Annotated in this window: 23 protein-coding genes; 15 read left to right on the forward strand and 8 right to left on the reverse strand. The window is 57.8% G+C overall.

From position 1 onward, the window contains the following. Positions 1-73: 73 nt before the first annotated feature. From V6P94_RS09345 to V6P94_RS09375, 7 genes are all read right to left on the reverse strand, one after another. Positions 74-1,060, reverse strand: a complete 987-nt coding sequence (locus tag V6P94_RS09345; protein ID WP_338649276.1) for a FecR family protein — start codon at positions 1,058-1,060, stop codon at positions 74-76. A 7-nt stretch (positions 1,061-1,067) separates the two neighbouring features. Then, on the reverse strand, positions 1,068-1,586 hold the full coding sequence (locus V6P94_RS09350; protein ID WP_326398327.1) for a sigma-70 family RNA polymerase sigma factor: 519 nt from the start codon (positions 1,584-1,586) through the stop codon (positions 1,068-1,070). Between the two features lie 168 nt (positions 1,587-1,754). Then, positions 1,755-2,489 carry a phosphoadenylyl-sulfate reductase gene (locus tag V6P94_RS09355; protein WP_133075718.1) on the reverse strand — a complete coding sequence of 245 codons (735 nt, stop codon included), beginning with the start codon at positions 2,487-2,489 and terminating at the stop codon, positions 1,755-1,757. Between the two features lie 68 nt (positions 2,490-2,557). Then, complete coding sequence (gene pabB, locus V6P94_RS09360) at positions 2,558-3,901, reverse strand: aminodeoxychorismate synthase component I (protein WP_219260702.1); 1,344 nt, start codon at positions 3,899-3,901, stop codon at positions 2,558-2,560. Positions 3,902-4,080: 179 nt separating this feature from the next. Beyond that, on the reverse strand, positions 4,081-5,064 hold the full coding sequence (locus V6P94_RS09365) for an alpha-L-glutamate ligase-like protein (protein ID WP_133075716.1): 984 nt from the start codon (positions 5,062-5,064) through the stop codon (positions 4,081-4,083). After that, positions 5,064-6,596, reverse strand: a complete 1,533-nt coding sequence (locus tag V6P94_RS09370; protein WP_326398326.1) for an inactive transglutaminase family protein — start codon at positions 6,594-6,596, stop codon at positions 5,064-5,066. Before V6P94_RS09370 ends, V6P94_RS09365 begins: the two co-directional genes overlap by 1 nt. A gap of 5 nt (positions 6,597-6,601) precedes the next feature. Then, the gene (locus V6P94_RS09375; protein ID WP_133075714.1) at positions 6,602-7,138 is read right to left on the reverse strand and encodes an ATP-dependent zinc protease; all 537 of its coding nucleotides are present in this window, start codon (positions 7,136-7,138) and stop codon (positions 6,602-6,604) included. Between the two features lie 281 nt (positions 7,139-7,419). On the opposite strand from V6P94_RS09375, the gene V6P94_RS09380 reads away from it, so the two are divergent. From V6P94_RS09380 to prpD, 6 genes are all read left to right on the forward strand, one after another. Continuing rightward, a complete protein-coding gene (locus V6P94_RS09380; RefSeq protein WP_133075713.1) occupies positions 7,420-8,142 on the forward strand; it encodes a GntR family transcriptional regulator in 723 nt (240 codons plus the stop codon). Continuing rightward, on the forward strand, positions 8,139-9,026 hold the full coding sequence (gene prpB, locus V6P94_RS09385; RefSeq protein ID WP_133075712.1) for a methylisocitrate lyase: 888 nt from the start codon (positions 8,139-8,141) through the stop codon (positions 9,024-9,026). The genes V6P94_RS09380 and prpB overlap by 4 nt, the downstream gene beginning before the upstream one ends. A 160-nt stretch (positions 9,027-9,186) precedes the next feature. After that, the gene (prpC, locus tag V6P94_RS09390) at positions 9,187-10,314 is read left to right on the forward strand and encodes a 2-methylcitrate synthase (RefSeq protein WP_326398325.1); all 1,128 of its coding nucleotides are present in this window, start codon (positions 9,187-9,189) and stop codon (positions 10,312-10,314) included. Between the two features lie 158 nt (positions 10,315-10,472). Further along, positions 10,473-13,064, forward strand: coding sequence for a Fe/S-dependent 2-methylisocitrate dehydratase AcnD (acnD, locus tag V6P94_RS09395; RefSeq protein ID WP_338649277.1), 2,592 nt, complete (start codon positions 10,473-10,475; stop codon positions 13,062-13,064). Between the two features lie 47 nt (positions 13,065-13,111). Beyond that, on the forward strand, positions 13,112-14,302 hold the full coding sequence (gene prpF, locus V6P94_RS09400; protein WP_133075709.1) for a 2-methylaconitate cis-trans isomerase PrpF: 1,191 nt from the start codon (positions 13,112-13,114) through the stop codon (positions 14,300-14,302). 132 nt (positions 14,303-14,434) lie between these two features. Beyond that, positions 14,435-15,919: a 2-methylcitrate dehydratase gene (gene prpD / locus V6P94_RS09405; protein ID WP_338649278.1), complete on the forward strand. Its 1,485-nt coding sequence runs from the start codon at positions 14,435-14,437 to the stop codon at positions 15,917-15,919. A 105-nt stretch (positions 15,920-16,024) separates the two neighbouring features. Here the strand turns inward: prpD and V6P94_RS09410 are convergent, their stop codons facing one another. Next, positions 16,025-16,843 (reverse strand): pyruvate, water dikinase regulatory protein, encoded by an 819-nt coding sequence (locus V6P94_RS09410; protein WP_133075707.1) that lies wholly within the window; start codon positions 16,841-16,843, stop codon positions 16,025-16,027. Positions 16,844-17,019: 176 nt separating this feature from the next. On the opposite strand from V6P94_RS09410, the gene ppsA reads away from it, so the two are divergent. The 9 genes from ppsA to V6P94_RS09455 all read left to right on the forward strand — a co-directional run bounded on the left by ppsA (position 17,020) and on the right by V6P94_RS09455 (position 26,053). Then, on the forward strand, positions 17,020-19,395 hold the full coding sequence (gene ppsA / locus V6P94_RS09415) for a phosphoenolpyruvate synthase (RefSeq protein ID WP_219260696.1): 2,376 nt from the start codon (positions 17,020-17,022) through the stop codon (positions 19,393-19,395). Between the two features lie 102 nt (positions 19,396-19,497). Continuing rightward, complete coding sequence (locus V6P94_RS09420; protein ID WP_326398323.1) at positions 19,498-20,442, forward strand: alpha/beta fold hydrolase; 945 nt, start codon at positions 19,498-19,500, stop codon at positions 20,440-20,442. A gap of 49 nt (positions 20,443-20,491) precedes the next feature. Continuing rightward, positions 20,492-20,983, forward strand: a complete 492-nt coding sequence (gene rraA / locus V6P94_RS09425) for a ribonuclease E activity regulator RraA (RefSeq protein ID WP_133075704.1) — start codon at positions 20,492-20,494, stop codon at positions 20,981-20,983. Between the two features lie 24 nt (positions 20,984-21,007). Beyond that, entirely contained in the window at positions 21,008-22,003 is a 996-nt protein-coding gene (locus V6P94_RS09430; RefSeq protein ID WP_326398322.1) for a CorA family divalent cation transporter, read from the forward strand. A 63-nt stretch (positions 22,004-22,066) separates the two neighbouring features. Then, entirely contained in the window at positions 22,067-22,312 is a 246-nt protein-coding gene (locus V6P94_RS09435; protein WP_019827671.1) for a hypothetical protein, read from the forward strand. Positions 22,313-22,314: 2 nt separating this feature from the next. Continuing rightward, positions 22,315-23,139 carry a mechanosensitive ion channel family protein gene (locus V6P94_RS09440; protein WP_016779913.1) on the forward strand — a complete coding sequence of 275 codons (825 nt, stop codon included), beginning with the start codon at positions 22,315-22,317 and terminating at the stop codon, positions 23,137-23,139. A gap of 91 nt (positions 23,140-23,230) precedes the next feature. Continuing rightward, complete coding sequence (gene sigX, locus V6P94_RS09445; RefSeq protein ID WP_029611289.1) at positions 23,231-23,821, forward strand: RNA polymerase sigma factor SigX; 591 nt, start codon at positions 23,231-23,233, stop codon at positions 23,819-23,821. A 106-nt stretch (positions 23,822-23,927) separates the two neighbouring features. Then, a complete protein-coding gene (locus tag V6P94_RS09450; RefSeq protein WP_048358833.1) occupies positions 23,928-24,905 on the forward strand; it encodes an OmpA family protein in 978 nt (325 codons plus the stop codon). Positions 24,906-25,027: 122 nt separating this feature from the next. Then, positions 25,028-26,053, forward strand: coding sequence for a quinone-dependent dihydroorotate dehydrogenase (locus V6P94_RS09455; RefSeq protein ID WP_133075702.1), 1,026 nt, complete (start codon positions 25,028-25,030; stop codon positions 26,051-26,053). Positions 26,054-26,086 lie beyond the last annotated feature (33 nt).

Below are 26,086 nucleotides of genomic sequence, written 5' to 3' on the forward strand. Positions count from 1 at the left end.
AAGCGCAGTCCTTTATGAGTCGTTGTACCTACCTTGACGGCTGACTAGGGAAAAGCGGAACGAATGGGAATTATTATTTTTTAGGCGGCTGCAGCTGGCTGATCACAATGAGCCACGGGGTATAGGTCTTTATCTGCAGGGGCAGGGTTTCGGCGATCAGTTGCAGTGCCTGATCGGTATCGTCCAGAGGCAGCACGGCCGAAACGCGCAAGCTGGCCAGGGCCTCGCGATCAAACTGGAGATGGCCCCGTCGATGGCGGGAAATTTCGTCAAGAACCTGGGGCAGGGGCTGGTTTTCAACCACCAGTTGATGGCGCTCCCAGGCTTGATTGATGCTCGCGGCAGAGACCGTTCCCGAGAGCTCGACTGAGTCGCTGCGAATCAATGCCCGGGAACCAGCACCCACTTCCAGAGTTTGCTGCTCGTTTGCGCTCTGCGCCGAGACTCTCGACTGCAACATGCTCAAGACGGTGGTATCACCCTGGCGTTTGACCACGAAGCGGGTGCCCAGTGCGCGCATGCTGCCTTGAGCCGTCTGTACGAAAAAGGGGCGGGCGCTGTCGTGCGCAACGTCGACCAGTACTTCACCCTGCAGCAATTCAATACGCCGCTCTTGACCATCGAAATGCACGTTGACCGCGCTGGTGCCGCTGAGGGTAAGGGTCGAGTTGTCGGCAAGGCGCTGGGTCTTCCAGTCGTTGGGGCCGGTGCTGATATCGGCCATCCATTGTTCGGGATAAGGGCTTTTCATGACCAGCGTGACGGGGACTGCCAGGCAGCCGGCAATCAGCAGTGCGCGCAGGACCTGCTTGCGTTGGGTTGCAGGTTTGCGCCGATTGAACCCTGCGTTGAGGGCCGCTTTTGCCGGAGCCGAGTGTTCGCGCAAGGACTGCAGGCGGTTGATCACATCCTGCATGCGCAGGGCGGCGCCAGCGTGTTTCGGGCTTTGTTGCTTCCAGCGCTCGAACTCCAGGCGCAGTGATTCACTGAAGCCTTCTTCGTGCAGGCGCAAAATCCATTCGGCGGCTTGCTCGTCTATTGTCTGGCACGGCTCTGGCATGGCGGTTTCAGGTATCCAGGCTGTGACTGCAGTGCAGCAGGGCCTGGATCAGATACTTGCGCACCGTACGATCAGATAACCCCAGTTGTCGGGCAATCTCACACTGGGTCAGGCCGTCCAGGTAATACAGCACAAACGCCTGGCGCGCCTTGTCCTGCATGCCCTCAAGGATAAACGCTATCTGCTCGAGGGCTTCCAGGGTGGCAAGGATCTGCTCGGGTGATTGAAAGTTCTCGAGTGTTTCTGCCGTGAGGGCCAGCTCCTGGAGGTAGGCGTTCTCTATTTGTTTGCGGCGCACCTGATCGATGATCAGTCGGCGTGCCGTAGTACTCAAGAAGGCGCGGGGCTCACGCAGAGTCGCCACCGACTCGCGGGCATTGAGAATTCGGGTGAAGGTGTCCTGTGCCAGATCCGCCGCATTGTGTGCGCAACCAAGCTTTCTGCGCAGCCAGCCAAACAGCCAGCCGTGATGTTCGCAGTACAGCTCAGTAATAGTTGCCTGGTAAGGGGGGTCACCCGAAGACATAGGACTTTGCCCAAACGTTATTGAGAATAATTACCAATTCTTAACGAAAGTCTGGGGTAAACGCAAGGTGGACGGCAGAAGATGTAGTCGCTGCCGCAGGCGGCGAGCTTTTGACTCAATCACCCAATCAAAAGCTCGAAGCCTTCGGCAGCGACTACGGGAAACGGATCAATTCTTGGCGATCAGATTGCCGGCATGCAGCCCGCATTCTTTCTGCGTGGCTTCTTCCCACCACCAGCGGCCTTCGCGCTCGTGCTGGTTGGGCAGGACCGGACGGGTGCAGGGCTCGCAGCCGATGCTGATAAAACCGCGCTCATGCAGGCTGTTGTATGGCAGTTCCAGCATGCGGATATAGCCCCAGACCTCTTCGCTGGTCATCTGTGCCAGCGGGTTGAACTTGTACAGGGTGCGTTCCGGCGTCGAGAACGCGCCGTCGATTTCCAGTGCTGCGACCTGGCTGCGGGTGCCCGGGCTCTGGTCGCGGCGCTGGCCGGTCGCCCAGGCTTTGACTGTCGACAGTTTGCGGCGCAGCGGCTCGATTTTGCGCACGCCACAGCATTCGCCATGCCCGTCCTTGTAGAAGCTGAACAGGCCTTTTTCCTTCACGAACGGTTCAAGCCTGGTTTGATCCGGCGAGATCAGCTCGATCTGAATCTTGTAGTGATCGCGCACTTGCTCGATGAACCGGTAGGTCTCGGGGTGCAGGCGGCCGGTGTCGAGGCTGAAAACCTTGACGTTCTTGTTGAGTTTCCAGGCCATGTCCACCAGCACCACGTCTTCGGCGCCACTGAAGGAAATCCAGAGGTCGTCGCCAAAGTGTTCGAAGGCGAGTTTGAGTATGTCTTGCGGGGACTTGCTGGCGTATGTCGCGGCGAGTTCAGCGACGTCGAACGGATGGCTCATCAGGCGGCTTCCTACAGTAAATGGCGCTTGGCGCTCTCTAGTGACGCGATCTTAGCAAAAAGCGCGGGCTACAGGGTTCGCAGCGTATCGAGCAGTACCTTCACTTTGGTGATGGATTCCTGGTACTCGTCCTGCCAGTCGGAGTCGGCAACGATTCCGCCGCCGCCCCAGCAGCTGACCCGTCCGTCCTTGATCAGCAGGCTGCGGATTGCGATGGAGCTGTCCATTTCTCCGCGCACATCAAGGTACAGCAGTGAGCCGCAGTAAATGCTGCGGCGCGTGGGTTCCAGTTCATCGATGATTTGCATCGCGCGGATCTTCGGGGCCCCGGTAATCGAGCCGCCCGGGAAGCTGTCGCCGATCAGGTCCAGGGCGTCTTTGCCGTCAGCCAGCTCGCCGATGACGCTGCTCACCAGGTGGTGGACATTGGGATAGCTTTCGAGGGTAAACAGCTGCGGCACGCTCACTGAACCGGTACGGCACGTGCGCCCCAGGTCATTGCGCAACAGGTCGACGATCATCAGGTTTTCTGCTCGATCCTTGGGACTGGCGAGCAGTTCGGCGGCGTTCGCAGCATCTTCGGCGCTGTCTTTGCCCCGTGGGCGGGTGCCTTTGATCGGGCGCGTTTCCACATGATTGTGGCTGACACGCACAAAGCGTTCGGGGGACAGGCTCAAAATGGCGTTGCCGTCAGGCAGGCTCGCAAACCCGGAAAAAGGCGTCGGGCAGGCAGCGCGCAAAGCGCAATAGGCGGTCCAGGCATCGCCTTCGCACTGGGCGCTGAAACGTTGGGTGTAATTGACCTGGTAACAGTCGCCGGCCTGAATGTAGCGATGGATTCGGGCCAGGGCCTGCTCGTACTGGCTGGCGCTGATGTCAGGCTGCATCGGTGTTTTGAGCGAAAACGGGCCGTTGTGTAACGCTGCGGGCTGAGAGAACAGCTGGATCAGATGCTCACGCTCCAGCGGCTCGCAGCCTGGGTGAAACACCAGTTGGCTGGTGGATGCCTGATGGTCGCTGATCAGTGCCCAGGTATACAGGCCCAGTCGCGCATCTGGCAGGTTCAGGTCGTCAAGGGCGTGGGCGGGCAGCTGTTCGAGCTGTCGGCCAAAGTCGTAGCTCAAGTAGCCGATCAACCCGCCGGCAAAGGGCAGGTCGTATTCGGGCGGGAGTGTGGCATTGCCCATTTGTGTGAGGTTGTCACGCAGGCGCTGTAAGAAAGCGCGCCCTGATTCGCCGGGTTGCAGGGACAGTTCTGCCTGTGGCCGGGCACTCATCAGGTCGTAGCGTCCGCGGTCTGCGGTGGGGCGGCCACTGTCGAGCAGTACGGCGCCAGGCGCATGACGAATCACCGCGAAATAGTCAGCGGGATTGGCGAGATAGGGCAGCGGGTGTACAGAACAGGTCAACATGCGAAGCAAATCAGCCATCGGAGCGGGGTGCCGATTGTAGTCCTGTGCAGGACTGCAAATCTATGTGGCTTGTGGGAACTGTGGGAGCGGGCTTGTTCGCGATGGCGTCGATGCGGTCTGTCAGGCAAACCGAGTTGATAGCATCGCGAGCAAGTCCGCTCCCACAGGTTTTGAAACGCTTATTCGGGCTGGTGAATATGCCCGAACAGTTCCTGGGCAAAGCGCACGCGCTCTTCCGGGGTTTCCTTGATGCCTTTGGCTGCCAGCTCTTCGAGGTGAGCCTCGACCGCATGGGTGCGCAGGGTCAGGCCACAGTCGTTGGCGATCTGGATATTCAGGCCCGGGCGGGCGTTGAGCTCCAGAATCAGCGGGCCTTTGTCCTGGTCAAGCACCATGTCGACACCGATGTATCCCAGGCCGCACAGCTCGTAACATCCGGCCGCCAGTTTCATGAAACCGTCCCAGTTGGGCAGTTGCACGCCATCCACCGCATTGGTGGTGTCGGGGTGTTTGCTGATGATGTTGTTCAGCCAGGTACCGCGCAGGGTCAGGCCAGTGGCCAGATCCACGCCCACACCGATGGCGCCCTGGTGCAGGTTGGCCTTGCCGCCCGATTGACGGGTCGGCAAACGCAGCATGGCCATCACCGGATAGCCCATCAGTACGATGATGCGGATATCCGGCACACCTTCGTAGCTGATGCTTTTGAAGATCTGGTCCGGCGTAACACGGTACTCGATCAGTGCCCGGTCACGGTGGCCGCCCAGGGAGTAGAGGCCGGTCAGGATGCTGGAGATCTGATGCTCGATTTCTTCATGGCTGATGATCTTGCCCGAGACCGTACGAAAACGGTCTTCGAAACGATCGGCGATCACCAGAATGCCATCACCGCCCGCACCTTGTGCAGGCTTGATCACGAAGTCGCTGCGATCACCGATGATTTCATCAAGCTTGTCGATTTCTTTCTCGGTGGAAATCACGCCGTACATTTCGGGCACGTGAATGCCCGCTTTGATGGCGCGTTCCTTGGTGATGATCTTGTCATCCACAATCGGGTACAGGCTGCGTTTGTTGTACTTGAGTACATAGTCCGCATTGCGCCGATTGATGCCCATGATGCCCTTGGCTTCCAGGGCCTTCCAGGTCTTCCAGAAGCCGAACATCAGGAGTCAGCCTTCAAGAACGCTTTGAAACGCACCAGCTCGGTCAGGCGGTAGCCGCGATAGCGACCCATTGCCAGCATAAAGCCAACCATGATCAGCAGGACTGCCGGGAAGGTAAACACGAAGTAGACCAGTTCCGGGATGCTCATCACCAGGTACGCCAGTGTGGCGGCGAACAGTGTGCCGATTGCGACTTTCATCGCATGCCCGCCACCTCGTTCTTCCCATGTGATCGACAGGCGCTCGATGGTCATTGTCAGAATCACCATCGGGAACAGTGCCACGGAAAGTCCGCGCTCCAGGCCCAGCTTGTGGCTGAACAGGCTGATGGCTGCGATCAATATCACCACGAACGTCAGCACCACTGACAGGCGCGGCAGCATTTGCAGTTTCAAGTGTTCAAGGTAGGAACGCAGCGTCAGCCCGAGTGCGGTGATCACTGTAAACAGGATGATCCCGAAGCCCAGCTGGGTTTCGCGGAAGGCCAGGGCGATCAGTACCGGGGTAAATGTACCCAGGGTTTGCAGGCCGATCAGGTTGCGCAGAATCAGGATCACCAGCACGCCAATCGGGATCATCACCATGATCATGAAGGTTTGCTGGGTCTGCAGCGGCAAGCCGTAGAGCGAGTACTCAAGGAAGTTGGCGTCGGTGTTTTCGTCTGTCAGCTTGGCCAGGCGAATGGCGTTCATTTCGCTGTTGTTCAGGCTGAAGGTGACGTTGGGTTTTTTACCGCCATCGACCGTGACCATCGGCTCGTCACCGATCCACCACAACAGGCGGTCATTCGGCAGGCCTTGCTCGCCGGTCTCGGGGTTGAAGTACAGCCAGTCGTTGCCGTTAAAGCTGCGCAGCCACAATTCCGGGCTTTGCGGCTGATCGGCCACCAGGCGGATGGTGTGGACCTTTTCCATCGGTACGTGGGCAATCGACAGCAGCAACTCGATGACCTGGGCCTTGTGTGCGGTCGACGGATCGCCAGCCAGCAGCAGCTTTACATTGTCATCATTGGGGTTGCTGACGCGTTTGATGGTCTCGCTGATAAAGGTTTCGACATCGGCAGAGTGCTGGCGGATCGGTGCGAGCAATGCTTCGGCAGCGATTTTTTCCGGGCCTTCCACGGCAATGCTGTCGCGGAATACCGGCCCTTTGATCTTGGTCTTGTCGCCCGAGTAGCGCTTGGTCAGCACCAGGCGATAGTAGAGGGTCTGCTTGCCACTGACCCGGCGTGCGGACCAGGTAACTTTGCGGTTGCCATCAACCCGGTTGACGCTCACCCCGTAGTTGTTGGAGATGAAACTCTCGTTGAGGCTGACGTAGTCGCGGTTCAGCGGCGGTACGAACATCTGGATCTTGACCGGGTCCTTGGAGCTGGCAACGAATTCGACCTTGGCGTCGATGTTCCAGAGGTCATCCGTAGCATCCTCGGTCACAGGTATGCCGAGGGCAAAAATCTGGTAGGCCGTAATCGAAATGCCCAGCACCACAAGGATGGTGATCAAGATTTTCAGGTGAAGGGTAAGAGCGCGCATTTCAATTACTCTGCGGTTTGAGCGTTAGCGGCGCAGGCAGGTTTGCCCGCAGCATATTTAAGACTTGGGTCAACCAGCGCATCAAAGCGTTTCAACGCTTCGGAGCCGATCAGCAGCGGGTATTGGAACGCACTTCTATCGGTCAAGTTCACTTCGATGGTGCGTAAAGCCTTGCCCATGCAGATTTCCAGGGAAATGACCGGGCGTGAGGTGTAGTTCTTGTCGGCCTGCGGGTCGTAGTCGCCAGAGCGGCGCTTGATCTTGCTGACCCGGGCCAGCGGGCGTTCGATGGGGTGCGAGTGAGCATCATCGATGGCCAGGTAAAAGCGTACCCAGCTCTCTCCGTCACGCTTGAAACGCTTGATGTCCCGTGCGCTGAGAGACGCGGTCTTGGCGCCGGTGTCGAGTTTGGCAGCCACCTGCAAGTTGATGCCTGCGAGTTCGGCGTATTCATTGAGGCCGTACACTGTTTTTTCGGCGCCAAGGCTCAAGCCCGGTACGCACAGCAGGCAAGCGAGGATGTAGATGGTGGGAAATTTCATAAATCGGGGCACGTCTCTTGCAATCTTCAGTTCAAGGCACTGGCAGTACAGAGCAAGTTTCCTCGTGCGGCTGCCCGGTGGATGGGGGCAGGGCTGATGCGGTCAGCATTCTAACATGATGGTTTTATGGCGCCAGCGCCGGGGTGCTTTGAACCGGGGGCAAGTCCTGTCGATTAAACCAAGGTCGTATTAGACGATTGTCGACAATGTCTATTTATTCTTTGACTCTTTGCGGCTAAATGGCTAATTTTGGCGCTATTGATTTTCAAGGTGTCGACAATATGCTGCAAGCACTGGAACCTGTCCCGATCACCCAAGACGACTCGGAAACCCTCTCCGAGAACGTGTTCCGGCGTATTCAGGCAGCTATTGTCAAAGGCGAGATCGCCCCGGGCAGCAAGATCTCCGAGCCTGAACTGGCGCGCACCTACGGCATCAGCCGTGGGCCATTACGTGAAGCCATTCATCGTCTTGAAGGCCAGCGTTTGCTGGTGCGCATACCCCATGTAGGTGCGCGGGTCGTGTCGCTGAGCCACGCCGAGCTGATCGAACTCTACGAAATTCGCGAGTCCCTTGAAGGCATGGCCTGTCGTCTGGCCGCCGAGCGCATGAGCGATGAAGACATCGCCGACTTGCGCCGGGTGCTCGAAACCCACGAGCGCGATGAAGCGTTTCAGGCGGGTGTCGGCTACTACCAGCAGGAAGGCGACTTCGATTTTCATTACAAGATCATTCAGGGCAGCGGCAACCGCACCCTGACGCAAATGCTCTGCGGCGAGTTGTATCAATTGGTGCGCATGTACCGCATCCAGTTTTCAACGACGCCCAATCGCCCGCATCAGGCGTTTGCCGAGCATCACCGCATTCTCGATGCCATTGCCGATCGCGACGGCGAACTGGCCGAGTTGTTGATGCGCCGACATATCGGCGCCTCGAAACGCAATATTGCGCGTCACTACCAAGACGACGCCCAGCAGACAGCCACTCCACGAGGTGAGTCATGAGCAATAAGAACAGTCCAGGCCAGCGTTTCCGTGATGCAGTCGCCAGCGAACATCCCTTGCAAGTGGTAGGCGCAATCAACGCCAACCATGCGTTGCTGGCCAAGCGTGCCGGCTTCAAGGCGATCTACCTGTCGGGTGGCGGCGTCGCTGCCGGGTCCTTGGGCGTACCGGATCTGGGTATTACCGGCCTGGACGATGTATTGACAGATGTTCGCCGCATTACCGATGTATGCGACCTGCCGCTGCTGGTGGATGTGGACACCGGTTTCGGCTCCTCATTCTTCAACGTGTCGCGCACCGTGAAGTCGATGATCAAGTTTGGCGCGGCGGCGATTCATATCGAAGACCAGGTTGGCGCCAAGCGTTGCGGCCATCGCCCAAACAAGGAAATCGTCTCGCTGCAAGAGATGGTCGACCGTATCAAGGCCGCCGTCGATGCCCGCACCGATGACAGCTTTGTGATCATGGCGCGTACCGATGCACTGGCCGTTGAAGGTCTGGAGTCTGCCCTGGAGCGTGCAGCGGCCTGCGTTGAAGCGGGCGCGGACATGGTGTTCCCCGAAGCCATCACCGAACTGGACATGTACAAGCTTTTCGCCAACCGGGTGAAGGCGCCGATTCTGGCCAACATCACCGAGTTCGGCGCGACACCGCTGTACACCACAGAGCAGCTGGCTGGCGCTGATGTCTCGCTGGTGCTGTACCCGCTGTCGGCATTCCGGGCGATGAACAAGGCGGCAGAAAACGTCTATACCGCCATCCGCCGCGACGGTACCCAGCAAAACGTGATCGACACCATGCAAACCCGCATGGAGCTATACGACGCCATCAACTATCACGAGTTCGAACAGAAGCTCGATGCGTTGTTTGCCTCAAAGAAATAACAAGACGCTGTGATCCTGTGGGAGCGGGCTTGCTCGCGACAGGGTCAGCGCAATGATTCAGGCAAACCGTGTTGCCTGAATTGCGAGCAAGCCCGCTCCCACCTGTACATTGAATAAAGAACTTGCCGAATCCCTAACAAATTCAAGATTGGAGAGCGCAATGGCCGAAGCAAAAGTATTGAGTGGTGCCGGATTACGCGGCCAGGTTGCCGGGCAAACAGCCCTGTCCACCGTAGGTCAAGAAGGTGCGGGCCTCACTTATCGTGGTTATGACGTACGTGAACTGGCAGCCGATGCCCGCTTCGAAGAAGTGGCTTACCTGCTGCTGTACGGCGAACTGCCAAGCCAAACCGAACTGGCTGCCTACACGGCCAAGCTGCAAAAGCTGCGTGATTTGCCTCAGGCATTGAAAGAGGTGCTGGAACGCATCCCTGCCGACGCCCACCCGATGGACGTGATGCGCACCGGTTGCTCTTTCCTGGGCAATATCGAGCCGGAGAAGGACTTTTCCGAGCAGCACGACAAGACCGACCGTCTGCTGGCAGCCTTCCCGGCGATCATGTGCTACTGGTACCGCTTCAGCCACGACGGCAAACGCATCAACTGCGTAACCGACGAAGAGTCCATCGGCGGCCACTTCCTGCACTTGCTGCACGACAAGAGGCCAAGCGAGTTGCACGTCAAAGTGATGAATGTGTCGCTGATTCTCTATGCCGAGCACGAATTCAACGCTTCGACCTTTACCGCACGGGTTTGCGCATCGACCTTGTCCGACCTGTATTCGTGCATCACGGCGGCCATCGGCTCGCTGCGTGGCCCGTTGCACGGTGGTGCAAACGAAGCAGCGATGGAAATGATCGAGCGCTTCGGCTCGGCGCAAGAAGCGGTCGAAGGCACCCTCGGCATGCTGGCGCGCAAGGACAAGATCATGGGCTTCGGCCACGCGATCTACAAAGACAGCGACCCGCGTAACGAAGTGATCAAGGGCTGGTCGAAAAAACTGGCTGACGAAGTGGGCGACACCGTGCTGTTTCCGGTCTCCGAAGCCATCGACAAAACCATGTGGGAGCAAAAGAAGCTGTTCCCCAACGCCGATTTCTACCATGCCTCGGCGTACCACTTCATGGGAATCCCGACCAAGCTGTTCACCCCGATCTTTGTCTGCTCACGCCTGACCGGCTGGGCGGCGCATGTGTTCGAGCAGCGTGCCAATAACCGCATCATCCGTCCGAGCGCCGAGTACATCGGCGTAGAACAGCGCAAGTTCGTGCCAATCGAACGTCGCTGATCAAGCAGGCAGAGAGCCGACTGAAGGGTGGGAGCGGGCTTGCCCGCGATGGAATCAACGCGGTTTGACTGATAAACCCAGCGTCGGCATCGCGAGCAAGCCCGCTCCCACATGAGTCCTTTGCCCTTTTGTAACTACCGTGATCGAGTCCTGCGCCAATGAATACTGAATTTCGCAAAACACTACCGGGCACCCGGCTGGATTATTTCGACACCCGTGGGGCAGTCGACGCGATCAAGCCCGGTGCTTACGACACCCTGCCTTATACCTCCCGCGTACTGGCCGAAAACCTGGTTCGCCGCTGCGATCCTGCCACCCTGAATGCATCGCTGAGCCAGTTGATTGATCGCAAGCGCGATCTCGACTTTCCATGGTTCCCGGCACGTGTGGTGTGCCACGACATTCTGGGCCAGACCGCGCTGGTCGACCTTGCCGGCCTGCGTGACGCCATCGCCTTGCAGGGCGGTGATCCGGCCCAGGTCAATCCGGTCGTGCCGACCCAGCTGATCGTTGACCACTCGCTGGCTGTCGAGTGCGGTGGTTACGACCCCGAGGCGTTCGAAAAGAACCGCGCCATCGAGGACCGTCGTAACGAAGACCGTTTCCACTTTATCGAGTGGACCAAAAAAGCGTTCAAAAACGTCGATGTGATCCCGCCGGGCAACGGCATCATGCACCAGATCAACCTGGAGAAAATGTCTCCGGTGATCCAGGTGCGCGACGGTGTGGCATTCCCGGATACCTGCGTGGGCACAGACAGCCACACGCCTCATGTGGATTCACTGGGCGTAATCGCCATCGGTGTGGGCGGCCTTGAAGCCGAAAGCGTGATGCTTGGCCGTGCGTCGTGGATGCGTTTGCCGGAAATCGTCGGCGTGGAGCTGACCGGCAAGCTGCAGCCGGGCATTACCGCCACCGATATGGTGCTGGCGCTGACCGAGTTCCTGCGCAAGCAAAAAGTAGTGGGTGCCTGGCTGGAGTTCTTCGGCGAAGGCGCTGCGGCACTCACCCTGGGCGATCGCGCGACGATCTCCAACATGGCCCCGGAATACGGCGCCACGGCCGCGATGTTCTACATCGACCAGCAAACCATCGACTACCTCAAACTGACTGGCCGTGAAGACCAGCAAGTGCAGTTGGTGGAGAACTACGCCAAGGTCAGCGGCCTTTGGGCAGACAGCCTCAAGGGCGCGCAATACGAGCGCAGCCTGAGCTTTGACCTGTCATCGGTCGTGCGCAACATGGCTGGCCCGAGCAACCCTCACGCCCGTGTGGCCACCACTGACCTTGCCGCGAAGGGCATTGCCGGGCAGTGGGACGAAGTGCCAGGGCAAATGCCCGACGGTGCGGTCATCATCGCGGCCATTACCAGTTGCACCAACACCAGCAACCCGCGCAACGTGATTGCGGCGGGGCTGATGGCGCGCAACGCCAACAAGCTCGGCTTGAGCCGCAAACCGTGGGTCAAGACCTCTCTGGCACCGGGCTCCAAAACCGTTGCCCTTTACCTCGATGAAGCCGGTTTGACTCACGAACTGGAAAAGCTGGGCTTTGGCGTCGTGGCGTTTGCCTGCACGACCTGCAACGGCATGTCTGGTGCGCTGGACCCTGCCATTCAGCAGGAAATCATCGACCGCGACCTGTACGCCACTGCCGTACTGTCGGGTAACCGCAATTTTGACGGGCGTATTCACCCTTACGCCAAACAGGCGTTTTTGGCCTCCCCGCCGTTGGTGGTGGCCTACGCGATTGCCGGAACCATCCGTTTTGATATCGAAAAAGATGTGCTGGGTCTGGATGCCCAAGGCAATGAAATCCGCCTGAAAGATATCTGGCCCAGCGACGAAGAAATCGACGCGGTGGTCAAGGCAGCGGTCAAGCCCGAGCAGTTCCGTCAGGTTTACATCCCGATGTTTGCCATTCATGAAGACACCGGCCCGAAAGTCGAGCCGCTGTATGACTGGCGCCCGCAAAGTACTTACATCCGTCGTCCGCCCTATTGGGAAGGTGCATTGGCCGGTGCGCGTCCACTCAAAGGCATGCGCCCGCTGGCGGTGCTGCCGGACAACATCACCACTGACCATTTGTCGCCGTCCAACGCCATCATGCTCGACAGCGCCGCGGGTGAATACCTGGCGAAAATGGGCTTGCCGGAAGTCGACTTCAACTCCTATGCGACTCACCGTGGCGACCACCTGACCGCACAGCGGGCAACCTTCGCCAACCCGAAACTGTTCAACGAGATGGTGATCGAGGACGGCAAGGTCAAACAGGGTTCGCTGACCCGTCTCGAGCCGGAAGGCCAAGTGATGCGCATGTGGGAAGCCATCGAGACCTACATGGACCGTAAGCAGCCGCTGATCATCATCGCCGGTGCCGACTATGGCCAGGGCTCGTCCCGCGACTGGGCTGCCAAAGGTGTGCGTCTGGCGGGTGTCGAGGCCATTGCTGCCGAAGGCTTTGAGCGTATTCACCGCACCAACCTGGTGGGTATGGGTGTATTGCCGCTGGAGTTCATGCCGGGTACCAACCGTAAAACCCTGCAGATCGACGGCAGTGAAATTTACGATGTGATCGGCGAGCGCACCCCGCGAGCCACCCTGACACTGGTGATCACCCGCAAAAATGGCGAGCGCCTCGAAGTCCCCGTGACCTGCCGCCTGGATACCGCTGAAGAGGTATCGATCTATGAGGCGGGTGGCGTGTTGCAGCGCTTTGCCCAGGACTTCCTGGAATCAGCCACCGTTTGATCACTGCGCCGGGGTCACGTGCCCCGGCCTCAAGAGGACTGTGTGTTATGGCCTATGCAGCGCAAATCAGAATTCCCGCGACTTATATGCGTGGCGGCACCAGCAAGGGCGTGTTCTTCAGCCTCCTGGACCTGCCTGCCGCGGCTCAGGTGCCGGGTGCAGCCCGTGATGCCTTGCTGCTGCGAGTAATCGGCAGCCCCGACCCGTACGAAAAGCAGATCGACGGCATGGGGGCTGCCACTTCCAGTACCAGCAAGACCGTGATCGTGAGCAAAAGCCTGCATGCCGATCACGACGTGGATTACCTGTTCGGCCAGGTCGCCATCGACAAGCCATTTGTGGACTGGAGCGGCAACTGCGGCAATCTGTCGGCGGCCGTGGGTTCGTTCGCCGTCAGCAGCGGCTTGGTGGATGCGGCACGCATTCCCGATAACGGCACGGCCGTGGTGCGTATCTGGCAGGCCAATATCGGCAAGACCATCATTGCCCATGTGCCGATCACCGACGGTGCCGTGCAGGAAACCGGCGATTTCGAGCTGGATGGCGTGACCTTTCCGGCGGCTGAAGTTCAGCTGGAGTTTCTCAATCCGGCAGCGGATGAAGAGGGGGCGGGCGGCTCGATGTTCCCGACGGGCAATCTGGTGGACGACCTTGAAGTGCCGGGCGTTGGCACCTTGAACGTGACGATGATCAATGCCGGGATCCCGACGATTTTCGTTAACGCACGGGACATTGGCTATACCGGTGCGGAGCTGCAAAACGACATCAACAGTGACCCAAAAGCCCTGGCCATGTTCGAAACCATCCGCGCCCATGGTGCATTGCGCATGGGACTGATCGACACACTTGAAGACGCTGCCAAGCGTCAGCACACGCCCAAGGTCGCCTTCGTTGCGCCGCCTGCGGCGTATGTGTCGTCCAGTGGCAAGCCGGTGGCTGCGCAGGATGTGGACTTGCTGGTACGGGCCTTGTCGATGGGCAAATTGCACCACGCTATGATGGGAACCGCAGCCGTTGCCATTGGTACGGCGGCGGCGATTCCGGGCACGCTGGTCAATCTGGCGGCGGGTGGTGAATTGCGCAGTGCCGTGCGTTTCGGCCATCCGTCAGGCACCTTGCGTGTGGGGGCGCAGGCGCGCCAGGTCAACGGCGAATGGACCGTGACCAAAGCCATCATGAGCCGCAGTGCGCGGGTGTTGATGGAAGGCTGGGTGCGGGTGCCGGGCGACTCGTTCTAAATCCGGTGGGGCGGGCCTGCCCGCTCCCACTGACTGACATCAGTATTTCAGAGCAGGCATTCAGATCTGCCATGCAACGACCCTGACCCTGAGGATGGAACACGACACCTACCCACTCTTTGGAGACACCCCATGAGCGCCAACGTCGACCTCAACAACCGCCCCGACTATGACCGGGTTTTGCAGGACATTGCCGATTACGTCCTGACCTACACCATCACCTCCCCCGAAGCCCTGAATACTGCGCGTAACTGCCTGATGGACACCCTGGGCTGCGGCCTGCTGGCGCTGCGTTTTCCGGAATGCACCAAGCACCTGGGGCCAATCGTCGAGGGCACCGTGGTGCCGTTTGGCGCTCGCGTGCTGGGTACGTCGTATCGTCTCGATCCGGTCAAGGCAGCGTGGGACATCGGCTGCATCGTGCGTTGGCTGGATTACAACGACACCTGGCTGGCGGCTGAGTGGGGTCATCCCTCGGACAATCTGGGCGGCATCCTGGCGGTGGCCGATCACCTGTCGCAAAAGCGTATCGCCCAGGGTGAAGCGCCGCTGACGGTACGGGCTGTGCTGGAAGCCATGATCATGGCTCACGAGATTCAGGGGGTGATTGCCCTGGAAAACTCCTTCAACCGTGTCGGGCTGGATCATGTGTTGCTGGTCAAGGTCGCTTCCACAGCGGTATGCGCCAAGTTGATGGGCGCCAATCGCGAACAGTTGCTGTCGGCGCTGTCCCACGCATTTGTGGATGGGCAGGCGCTGCGCACTTATCGCCATGCGCCGAATGCGGGGTCGCGAAAGTCCTGGGCGGCAGGGGATGCGTCGAGCCGTGGCGTGCGTCTTGCCGATATTGCGTTGCGTGACGAGATGGGCGTTCCCGGCGTACTCACGGCACCGCAGTGGGGTTTTTATGATGTGCTGTTCAGCCATACCAACAAGGATCTGGCGCTCAAGCCCGAAGGTCAGCGCGAGTTCAGCCTGAGTCAGCCCTACGGCACCTATGTGATGGAAAACGTGCTGTTCAAGATCAGTTTTCCGGCTGAGTTCCATGCGCAAACCGCATGCGAAGCTGCAGTGACACTGCATCCGCAGGTCAAGGATCGGCTGCATGAAATCGAAAAAATTGTGATTACAACCCATGAATCAGCGATTCGGATCATTTCCAAGCAAGGCAAATTGGCCAACGCGGCTGATCGCGATCACTGCATCCAATACATGACTGCAGTGCCGCTGGCTTTTGGCAACCTGGTAGCGGAGCAATACGAAGATGACTTCCACGCCGCGAACCCGATCATCGATCAGTTACGGGAAAAAATGGTAGTGGTCGAAGACCCGCGCTACACACGTGAATACCTGGAGGCTGACAAGCGCTCGATTGCCAATGGGATTCAGGTGTTTTTCAGTGATGGCACCCATACCGGGCAAGTGGTGGTGGAGTACCCGATTGGCCATCGTCGGCGTCGTGCAGAAGGTATTCCGTTACTGGAAGACAAGTTCAAGGCCAATCTGGCGACGCGCTTTGCAGGCCAGCGTTGTGCCGGGATTTTTGCGCTGTGCAAGGATCAGGCAGCGCTGGAAGCAATGCCGGTTAACAAGTTTGTGGATTTACTGGTGATTTAGAGTGTTGTAGTCGCTGCCGAAGGCTGCGATAAGGGCCGAATGACCTTGAGGGTCGCTTCGCAACCCATCGCAGCCTGCGGCAGCGACTACAGGTTGATGCAGAACTTACTTGAACCGCCGCTCCACGCCTTTTTCGACCAGGATCTTGGCCGAGATTTCTTCAACCGAGAAATGCGTGGAGTTGATGTGCGGGATGTTTTCGCGCTGGAACAGGCGTTCGACTTCTCGGACTTCAAATTCGCACTGGGCAAAACTGGAGTAGCGGCTGTTGGGCTTGCGTTCGTTGCGAATGGCGGTCAAACGGTCCGGATCGATCGTCAGCCCGAACAGCTTGTGTTTGTGTTCACGCAGGGCCGCAGGCAGCTTGAGGCTTTCCATGTCGTCATCGGTCAGCGGGTAGTTGGCCGCGCGGATGCCGAATTGCATGGCCATGTACAGACATGTAGGGGTTTTGCCGCAGCGCGACACGCCCACCAGAATCAGGTCGGCCTTGTCGTATTTGTGGGTGCGGGCGCCGTCGTCGTTGTCGAGGGCGAAGTTCACCGCCTCGATACGCTCCATGTAGTTGGAGTTGTGGCCAATGGAGTGGGATTTTCCCACCGAATACGAGGAATGCTCGCCCAGTGCCTGCTCCAGCGGGGCCAGGAAGCTGGAGAAGATGTCGATCATGAAACCATTGGACGTGGCGAGGATCTCGCGAATGTCCTGATTGACGATAGTGTCGAAAATTATCGGGCTATAACCGTCTTTTTCGGCGGCGATATCGATTTGTTGTACCATTGCCCGCGCTTTGTCCACGCTGTCTATATAAGGGCGCGTGAACTTGCTGAAGGTCACATTTTCGAATTGAGCCAACAAACTTTGGCCCAGGGTTTCGGCAGTTATGCCCGTGCCATCGGAGATAAAGAAAGCAGATCGTTTCATTTGCGCCTGGGGCCTTAAGCTGGTGACGATTCTTGGATATGATAGGCGCGCTTTTGTCGCGCTACATGACAGGCAGTGTCACTTATTTTCCGGGTCCAGGCCACAATCGCTGCGATGACTCATGATGAGTATTCAGCGCCCTGAGCTTTTCCAACACAGTTAGTGGAGAGATCACCTTGGTAGAGTACGTAGTTTCCCTCGATAAGCTCGGCGTCCATGATGTAGAGCACGTAGGGGGCAAGAACGCATCCCTCGGCGAGATGATCAGTAATCTTGCAGGCGCTGGTGTTTCAGTTCCAGGTGGCTTCGCCACTACTTCTCAGGCATATCGTGATTTTCTTGAACTGAGCGGTTTGAACGACCAGATCCATGCTGCGCTGGATGCGCTCGATGTTGATGACGTTAATGCCCTGGCCAAAACCGGTGCCCAGATCCGTCAATGGATCATGGAAGCCGAGTTCCCGGAGAAGCTTAACGCCGAAATTCGTACCGCCTTCGCTGCTCTGTCCCAGGGCAATCCGGACATGGCCGTTGCCGTGCGTTCCTCGGCCACCGCCGAAGACTTGCCGGACGCGTCCTTTGCCGGTCAGCAAGAAACCTTCCTGAACATCCGTGGCGTTGAAAACGTGATTCGTGCGGCCAAGGAGGTTTTTGCCTCCCTGTTCAACGACCGTGCAATTTCCTACCGAGTGCATCAGGGCTTTGACCATAAACTGGTCGCTCTGTCGGCTGGCGTACAGCGCATGGTGCGCTCTGAAACCGGCACTGCAGGCGTGATGTTCACCCTGGATACCGAGTCGGGCTTTCGCGATGTAGTGTTCATTACCGGCGCCTACGGCCTGGGTGAAACCGTCGTACAAGGCGCGGTAAACCCGGATGAGTTCTACGTTCACAAGCAAACCCTCGAAGCTGGCCGCCCTGCGATTTTGCGTCGCAACCTGGGCAGCAAAGCCATCAAGATGATCTACGGCGACGAAGCGAAGGCCGGCAAGTCGGTCAAGGTGATCGACGTTGATAAAGCCGACCGCGCACGCTTCTGCCTGACCGACGCTGAAGTCAGTGAACTGGCCAAGCAAGCGATGATCATCGAGAAGCACTACAAGTGTCCGATGGACATTGAGTGGGCCAAAGACGGCGATGACGGCAAGCTGTACATCGTTCAGGCCCGCCCTGAAACCGTGAAGAGCCGCAGCGCCGGCAATGTCATGGAGCGCTACCTGCTCAAGGAAACCGGTACGGTACTGGCTGAAGGCCGTGCCATTGGCCAGCGTATTGGCGCGGGCAAGGTTCGCATCATCAAGGACGTGTCGGAAATGGACAAAGTCCAGCCAGGCGACGTGCTTGTATCGGACATGACCGACCCGGACTGGGAACCCGTGATGAAGCGCGCGAGCGCCATCGTGACCAACCGTGGCGGTCGTACCTGCCATGCGGCGATCATCGCTCGCGAACTGGGTATTCCGGCCGTGGTGGGTTGCGGCAACGCCACCCAACTGCTGAAAGACGGCCAGGGCGTTACCGTGTCGTGTGCTGAAGGCGATACCGGGTTCATCTTCGAAGGCGAACTGGGCTTCGACATCAAGAAGAACTCCGTGGATGCCATGCCGGATCTGCCGTTCAAAATCATGATGAACGTCGGCAACCCGGACCGCGCCTTTGACTTCGCACAGCTGCCGAACGCCGGTGTGGGCCTGGCCCGCCTGGAGTTCATCATCAACCGCATGATCGGTGTGCACCCTAAAGCGCTGCTGAACTACGATGGCCTGCCTCAGGAAATCAAGGACAGCGTCGACAAGCGCATTGCGGGCTACAACGATCCGGTTGGCTTCTATGTAGAGAAGCTGGTTGAAGGCATCAGCACCTTGGCTGGCGCGTTCACACCGAAGAAAGTGATTGTGCGTCTGTCGGACTTCAAGTCCAACGAATACGCGAATTTGATTGGCGGCAAGCTGTACGAGCCGGAAGAAGAAAACCCGATGCTGGGCTTCCGCGGTGCTTCGCGTTACATCAGCGAAAACTTCCGTGATTGCTTTGAACTCGAGTGCCGTGCGCTCAAGCGTGTGCGCAACGAGATGGGCTTTACCAACGTCGAAATCATGGTGCCGTTCGTACGTACCCTGGGTGAGGCGAGCCAGGTCATCGACCTGCTGGCTGAAAACGGCCTCAAGCGCGGCGAAAACGGCCTGCGCATCATCATGATGTGCGAACTGCCGTCCAACGCGATTCTGGCTGAAGAGTTCCTCGAGTTCTTCGACGGTTTCTCCATTGGCTCCAACGACCTGACTCAGCTCACCCTGGGCCTGGACCGCGACTCGGGTGTGATCGCGCACCTGTTTGACGAGCGCAACCCTGCCGTCAAAAAGCTGCTGTCCAACGCCATTCAGGCGTGCAACAAGGCCGGCAAATACATCGGCATTTGCGGTCAGGGCCCATCCGATCACCCGGACCTCGCGCTGTGGTTGATGGAGCAGGGCATCGAAAGCGTGTCGCTGAACCCGGACTCCGTGCTGGAAACCTGGTTCTTCCTGGCAGAAGGCCAAGCTCAGGCTTGAGTCGTTGAGCGAGGAGCAGGGTAGCCGTCAGGGCTGCCCTGCTCTTTATAGGCGGTAGGGCGAGTTCCTGTGTGAAGTCGCCCTTTTTTGTGCAAGAGCATTATGCAAAGCAGCAGTCTCCTTTTTCCCGTTGCCCTGATCAGCGCTGAGCGTCGGGGCGATCTCAGCGAAGATGTTTATCGCTTGAAGCCTGCCAACAGCCCGGATATTTCCGTTGAGCTGGTGGTCACTCGACTGGGCATGGCCGACGACACTCAGGTGCGTGGTGTGCCGGTCATTCTGTTACATGGCAGCTTTTCCAACCGGCGTTTTTGGTACTCGCCCAAAGGCGTAGGGTTGGGGGCATTTTTGGCCCGTGCCGGTTTTGATGTATGGCTGCCTGAAATGCGCGGTCACGGCCTTTCGTCGCGCAATATTGCCTGGAACAAGAACCGTGTTGCGGATTACGCCCGGTACGATTTGCCGGCCATTGCAGCGTTTGTCCGTGAGCAGAGCGGGCAAGTTGCGCACTGGATCGGCCACTCCCAGGGCGCCATCAGTTTGGCGGCAGCCCTTGGCGGACAGTATCTGGACGATAAGGACGTCGCGTCGGCAGCGTTTTTCGGCTGTCAGATCAATCGTCGTTATTGGTCGCTGAAAATCCCGCCGGTGCAGTGGGGGGCTTATTTGTTGTTGAAGCGATTTACGCAACTGTCGGGCACACGACTCAAGCGTGGCCCGGAAGACGAGCCGATCAGCATTGCCCTTGAAACACTGCGCTGGAACGGCTTTATGGGGCGCTTCAAGGACGCCGAGCGAGATTGGTGGGCCGGGCTGGCCGAAGTTCAGATCCCGTCGCTGGTGGTGGCAGCCGTGGGCGATAGGCAAACGCCGCAATGGGCTTGCCGCAAATTGTTCGAACAGTTGGGTGGCGAGCAGCGCAGGTTCGTGGCGCTTGGCCGCGAACATGGCTTCAGCTCTGACTTCAGCCATGTTGAAATGCTGGTCAGCCAGCCTGCCCAGCAGGAAGTGTGGCCGTTGGTGCGCAGTTGGTTGAACGAACTTTAGTGCTATCGTTGTTCTCTCTGCTGTGCCCACTCTGAACAGGAGCTTTCTCGTGAACCACTACATCACTCCCGATCTGTGCGATGCCTACCCTGAGCTAGTGCAAGTGCTTGAACCGATGTTCAGCAACTTTGGCGGGCGCGACTCCTTTGGTGGCGAGATCGTGACCATCAAGTGCTTCGAGGACAATTCGCGCGTCAAGGAGCAGGCCGAACTCAACGGGCAGGGCAAAGTACTGGTAGTTGATGGCGGTGGTTCTCTGCGCCATGCCTTGCTGGGCGACATGATTGCCGAGAAAGCCGCGAAAAATGGCTGGGAAGGGATCGTGATTTACGGCTGTATCCGCGATGTCGATGTGCTCGCGCAAACCGATCTGGGCGTGCAGGCTCTGGCCAGTCACCCGCTCAAGAGCATCAGGCGCGGTGTGGGGGATGTGAATGTGCCGGTCACGTTTGCCGGTGTCACGTTCCGCCCCGGAGAATTCATTTATGCCGACAACAATGGCGTTATCATTTCGCCCACGGCTCTGAAAATACCGGCCTAAAGGCAATACCACTAAGGATCACGGATGTTCGAGGACGAAAACGCTCAATGGGGGCTGGTGCATGCACTGGTATTGGATGGGGAAGGTGGTGCGCGTCCGATCGCACGTACCGAGCTGAACGATCTGCAGTTGCAGGCCCACGAAAGCATCTGGTTGCACTGGGATCGCAGTCATCCGCAGACCCAGAGCTGGTTGCGTGACTCGAGTGGTTTAAGTGATTTCAGCTGTGACTTGCTGCTTGAGGAAAACACCCGTCCGCGTTTAGTGCCTGTCCCCAACAATGAGCTGCTGCTGTTTATGCGCGGGGTCAACCTGAATCCGGGTGCAGAGCCTGAAGACATGGTTTCGCTGCGTATCTTTGGCAGCGCGCAGCGAGTGATCTCGCTGCGCATGCGTCCACTTCGGGCCACTGATGAACTGCTCGGTGAATTCTCCCAGGGCGAAGGTCCGAAAACCCCCTCTGAACTGATTCTTTATCTGGCACAGCACCTGACGTTGAAGGTGCAGGATTTGATCGGAGATCTGTCAGAAATCGTCGATGACGAAGAAGATAAGATAGATGCCGACGAACGGTATACCCCTGACCACAACTCCATTTTGCAGGTTCGACGACGGGCTGCCGCCTTGCGTCGTTTTCTGGCCCCGCAGCGGGATATTTTCGGTCAGCTCACGCGTACCAAATTACCGTGGTTCAGCGCCGATGATGCCGACTACTGGAACGAGCTGAACAACAGCCTGACCCGTTATCTGGAGGAGCTTGAACTGACCCGCGAGCGCGTGGGGCTGGTGCTTGAGTCCGAAGACCGACGTTTGAACGTGCGCATGAGCCGCATCATGTATCGCTTCGGCGTACTCACCGGGATCTTTCTGCCGATCACGTTTATTACCGGTTTACTGGGGATCAATGTGGGGGGCGTTCCGTTCTCCAATGACTCTTATGGGTTTGCTGTGACGTGCGGTGTGATGCTGCTCATCGGGGTGGGGCAGTGGTGTTTTTATCGCCGACTGCAGTGGCTTTGAGTGAGCCTGATGTGACCTCGATAAATGTGCCTTCGTCTTTTACTGACTTACCGAGAGGTGCTTATGCACGATCCGTTTGAACAGTCCTTACGTGAAATGCTCAAGGCTCCTACGTCCAATCGTGACGACGACGCCTGCCTGGGTCGCGTACTGAAAACCGCCAACCGTCAGGTCGGTGCGGGAGATCTTTTCAGTCTGCTGGGGCGCTGGATGCAAGCACTGATGATTGCTTTGAATAGCGGTTCAGCTCATATTGCGCCCGTTTCGCGGCGCAAACCTGCTGCTCGCCCTGTTGATAAGGCTGATTGAACATGGAATTGAATGTCTGGACCCAGAGCCTGGTCGCGGCAATGACTGCCTTGTGGACTAAGATTGCGAACTTCATTCCCAACCTCTTCGGGGCGTTGGTGGTAGTACTGCTGGGCTTCGTGGTTGCAAAACTGCTCGATGCCCTGCTGTCCAAGCTGCTTGCCAAATTGGGCCTTGATCGCCTGATGGGTGGCACGGGCCTGACCAAAATATTGGCACGGGTCGGGATTCAAGTGCCGATCTCGACGCTGATCGGCAAGATCGTGTACTGGTTTGTGCTGCTGGTGTTCCTGGTTTCGGCGGCTCAGTCGCTGGGTCTTGATCGCGTTTCATCTGCGCTTGACCTGCTGACAGTGTATTTGCCCAAGGTGTTTGGTGCGTTGCTGGTCCTGTTGGCCGGCGTGCTGCTGGCACAGGTACTTAACGGCCTGGTTCGTGGCGCTGCCGAAAGTGTCGGTTTTGATTACGCCAGCGGGCTGGGCCGGGTGACTCAAGGCCTGGTCATTATCATCAGTATTTCGGTTGCCATCAGCCAGCTGGAGGTCAAAACCGACCTCCTGAACCATGTGATTGTGATTGTGTTGATTACCGTTGGTCTGGCCATTGCCTTGGCAATGGGGCTGGGCAGTCGGGAAATCGCGGGGCAGATACTTGCCGGCATCTATGTGCGTGAGCTGTATCAAGTTGGGCAGGAAGTCCGTGTGGGCGAGGTTGAAGGGCAGATCGAAGAGATTGGCACGGTTAAAACCACGTTGCTGACCGATGAGGGTGAGCTAGTCTCCATCTCGAATCGGATCTTGTTGGAGCAGCACGTAACCAGTCGCTGAGGCGGCAAACCCTGCTAATGTACGCCGCCGCAAAAAAGCCATGATTGATAGGCTGCGGCGGACATTGACCTGACTGCTGGCACAACTCGTTTTGAATAAAGCCCAATCGCTATCCATGCGCTACGACCCCCGCGAGCTCTCTGATGAGGAGCTGGTGGCGCGCTCGCATGATGAGTTGTTTCACGTGACGCGTGCTTATGAAGAGCTGATGCGGCGCTATCAACGTACTTTGTTCAACGTTTGTTCAAGGTATTTAGGGAACGATAGGGACGCTGATGATGTCTGTCAGGAAGTCATGCTGAAAGTGCTGTACGGTTTGAAGAATTTTGAAGGGAAGTCGAAATTCAAGACATGGCTATATAGCATCACTTACAACGAATGCATTACACAGTATCGAAAGGAACGGCGAAAGCGTCGCTTGATGGACGCATTAAGTATTGACCCCCTCGAGGAAGCGTCCGAAGAAAAGGCGCCGAAACCTGAGGAAAAGGGCGGACTTGATCGCTGGCTGGTGCATGTAAACCCGATTGATCGGGAAATTCTCGTGCTGCGTTTTGTCGCAGAACTGGAATTTCAGGAAATCGCGGACATAATGCATATGGGTTTGAGTGCGACAAAGATGCGTTACAAGCGCGCTCTAGATAAATTGCGTGAGAAATTTGCAGGTATTGCTGAAACTTAGTTCAGCGCAAATGGCTCTACGTGTAGGCAAGGTCTGATAGACTTGCCGCCGAGTTGTCCCCCGGTATGTGGGACTGCTTTACAATCACCAGATGGGGATTTAACGGATGAAACTGAAAAACACCTTGGGCATTGCCATTGGTTCCTTTGTAGCCGCAACTTCGTTCGGTGCCCTGGCACAAGGCCAAGGCGCGGTCGAGGGTGAACTGTTCTACAAAAAACAGTACAACGACAGCGTCAAGCACGTAGAAGACGGCTACAACCCAGGCGCATCGATCGGTTACTTCCTGACCGACGACGTTTCGTTGAACCTGACCTACGACAAAACCAACCACACCCGTTCGAATGACGGCACTGGCAACCAGAAAATCAAAGGCGACAACTTTGGTCTGAACGCTCAGTACCACTTCGGCACCGTAGGCGACGCTCTGCGTCCATACGTTTCCGGCGGTGTTGCTCACAAGAGCATGACCAACGTGATCGCAGACGGCCACAGCGGTCGTGACCAGTCGACTTTCCTGACTGCAGGCGCTGGTGTTAAGTGGTACATCACTGACAACCTGTTCGCCCGTGCTGGCGTTGAAGCTGACTACAAACTGGACAACGGCAAGTGGGACTACGCTCCTACCGTTGGTCTGGGTGTGAACTTCGGCGGCAACGGCGGTAAAGTCGCTCCTGCTCCAGTTCCAGCTCCAGCACCAATCGCTGAGCCAGAACCAGAAGCTCCAATCGCTGAAGTTGTTCGCGTTGAACTTGACGTGAAATTCGACTTCGACAAATCCAACGTTAAGCCGCAGTACGCAGCTGATATCAACAACGTTGCTGATTTCATGAAGCAGTACCCAGCTACTACCACCACTGTTGCTGGTTACACTGACAGCGTTGGTACCGATGCCTACAACCAGAAACTGTCGCAGCGTCGTGCTGACGCCGTTCGTGCAGCCCTGGTTAACCAAGGTGTTGCAGCTAACCGTGTAGACGCTGTCGGTCACGGTAAAGCCAACCCAGTTGCAAGCAACGCAACTGCAGAAGGCCGTGAACTGAACCGTCGCGTAGAAGCGACCGTTCAAGCAGAAGCTAAGTAATTATTTAGCTCGGCTGTTCAGAAAAACCCGGCTTAGGCCGGGTTTTTCTTTGCCTGTGATTTAGCGGTCCGCGCAGCTATAATCGCGCACTCTTCAAGTACCCCATTGAGTCCAATCAGCCCATGTATAACCTGGCCCGCCAGTTGCTCTTCAAACTCTCCCCTGAAACCTCTCACGATTTGTCCCTGGACTTGATCGGTGCGGGCGGCCGTCTTGGGCTCAACGGTTTGTTGTGCAAGGCGCCGGCAAGGCTGCCAGTGAAGGTCATGGGGCTCGATTTTCCGAACCCGGTCGGGCTGGCCGCAGGTCTGGACAAAAACGGTGCAGCCATTGATGGTTTTGCACAGTTGGGTTTTGGATTTGTCGAGATCGGCACGGTGACGCCGCGCCCTCAGCCAGGCAATCCCAAGCCACGCATTTTCCGACTGCCTGAAGCGCAGGCAATCATCAACCGCATGGGGTTTAACAACCTTGGGGTTGATCATTTGCTGACGCGGGTTCAGGCGGCCAAGTACACCGGTATTCTGGGGATCAACATTGGCAAGAACTTCGACACGCCGGTAGAGCGCGCGGTCGATGACTACCTGATCTGCCTGGATAAGGTGTATGCCCACGCCAGTTATGTCACCGTAAACGTGAGTTCGCCCAATACTCCAGGCCTGCGCAGCCTGCAATTTGGCGATTCGCTTAAGCAGTTGCTTGAAGCCCTACAAGTGCGTCAGAACGAACTGACACAGCGTCACGGTAAGCGCGTACCGCTGGCAATCAAGATCGCACCTGACATGACCGACGAAGAAACCGTGCTCGTGGCTCAGGCGCTGCTTGAGACGGGTATGGACGCGGTCATTGCGACCAACACTACCCTGAGTCGCGTAGGTGTTGAGGGCATGGAACATGGCGACGAGGCTGGCGGCCTGTCGGGCGCGCCGGTGCGTGACAAGAGCACCCATACGGTCAAGGTGCTGGCAGGAGAGCTGGCAGGTCGTATGCCGATCATTGCGGCGGGCGGAATCACCGAAGGCAAGTACGCGGCTGAGAAAATCGCTGCGGGTGCGAGCCTGGTGCAGATTTACTCGGGTTTCATCTACAAGGGCCCGGCCCTGATTCGCGAATCCGTCGATGCCATTTCCGCCTTGGCGCGGTCATAAATCGGCAGGCAATAAAAAGGGCTCCCTGAGGAG

Origin of the sequence: Pseudomonas sp. ML2-2023-3 (assembly GCF_037055275.1) — a bacterium.
Taxonomy (GTDB): domain Bacteria; phylum Pseudomonadota; class Gammaproteobacteria; order Pseudomonadales; family Pseudomonadaceae; genus Aquipseudomonas.

Coding starts and splice junctions, on each gene's coding strand:
- V6P94_RS09450 (WP_048358833.1), top strand. CDS start 23,928: ATGAAACTGAAAAACACCTTGGGCATTGCCATTGGTTCCTTTGTAGCC.
- V6P94_RS09420 (WP_326398323.1), top strand. CDS start 19,498: ATGCAAAGCAGCAGTCTCCTTTTTCCCGTTGCCCTGATCAGCGCTGAG.
- V6P94_RS09410 (WP_133075707.1), bottom strand. CDS start 16,843: ATGAAACGATCTGCTTTCTTTATCTCCGATGGCACGGGCATAACTGCC.
- prpD (WP_338649278.1), top strand. CDS start 14,435: ATGAGCGCCAACGTCGACCTCAACAACCGCCCCGACTATGACCGGGTT.
- V6P94_RS09435 (WP_019827671.1), top strand. CDS start 22,067: ATGCACGATCCGTTTGAACAGTCCTTACGTGAAATGCTCAAGGCTCCT.
- V6P94_RS09365 (WP_133075716.1), bottom strand. CDS start 5,064: ATGTTCGGCTTCTGGAAGACCTGGAAGGCCCTGGAAGCCAAGGGCATC.
- prpB (WP_133075712.1), top strand. CDS start 8,139: ATGAGCAATAAGAACAGTCCAGGCCAGCGTTTCCGTGATGCAGTCGCC.
- prpC (WP_326398325.1), top strand. CDS start 9,187: ATGGCCGAAGCAAAAGTATTGAGTGGTGCCGGATTACGCGGCCAGGTT.
- V6P94_RS09350 (WP_326398327.1), bottom strand. CDS start 1,586: ATGTCTTCGGGTGACCCCCCTTACCAGGCAACTATTACTGAGCTGTAC.
- V6P94_RS09370 (WP_326398326.1), bottom strand. CDS start 6,596: ATGCGCGCTCTTACCCTTCACCTGAAAATCTTGATCACCATCCTTGTG.
- acnD (WP_338649277.1), top strand. CDS start 10,473: ATGAATACTGAATTTCGCAAAACACTACCGGGCACCCGGCTGGATTAT.
- V6P94_RS09375 (WP_133075714.1), bottom strand. CDS start 7,138: ATGAAATTTCCCACCATCTACATCCTCGCTTGCCTGCTGTGCGTACCG.
- V6P94_RS09380 (WP_133075713.1), top strand. CDS start 7,420: ATGCTGCAAGCACTGGAACCTGTCCCGATCACCCAAGACGACTCGGAA.
- V6P94_RS09430 (WP_326398322.1), top strand. CDS start 21,008: ATGTTCGAGGACGAAAACGCTCAATGGGGGCTGGTGCATGCACTGGTA.
- V6P94_RS09455 (WP_133075702.1), top strand. CDS start 25,028: ATGTATAACCTGGCCCGCCAGTTGCTCTTCAAACTCTCCCCTGAAACC.
- V6P94_RS09440 (WP_016779913.1), top strand. CDS start 22,315: ATGGAATTGAATGTCTGGACCCAGAGCCTGGTCGCGGCAATGACTGCC.
- V6P94_RS09345 (WP_338649276.1), bottom strand. CDS start 1,060: ATGCCAGAGCCGTGCCAGACAATAGACGAGCAAGCCGCCGAATGGATT.
- prpF (WP_133075709.1), top strand. CDS start 13,112: ATGGCCTATGCAGCGCAAATCAGAATTCCCGCGACTTATATGCGTGGC.
- V6P94_RS09355 (WP_133075718.1), bottom strand. CDS start 2,489: ATGAGCCATCCGTTCGACGTCGCTGAACTCGCCGCGACATACGCCAGC.
- pabB (WP_219260702.1), bottom strand. CDS start 3,901: ATGTTGACCTGTTCTGTACACCCGCTGCCCTATCTCGCCAATCCCGCT.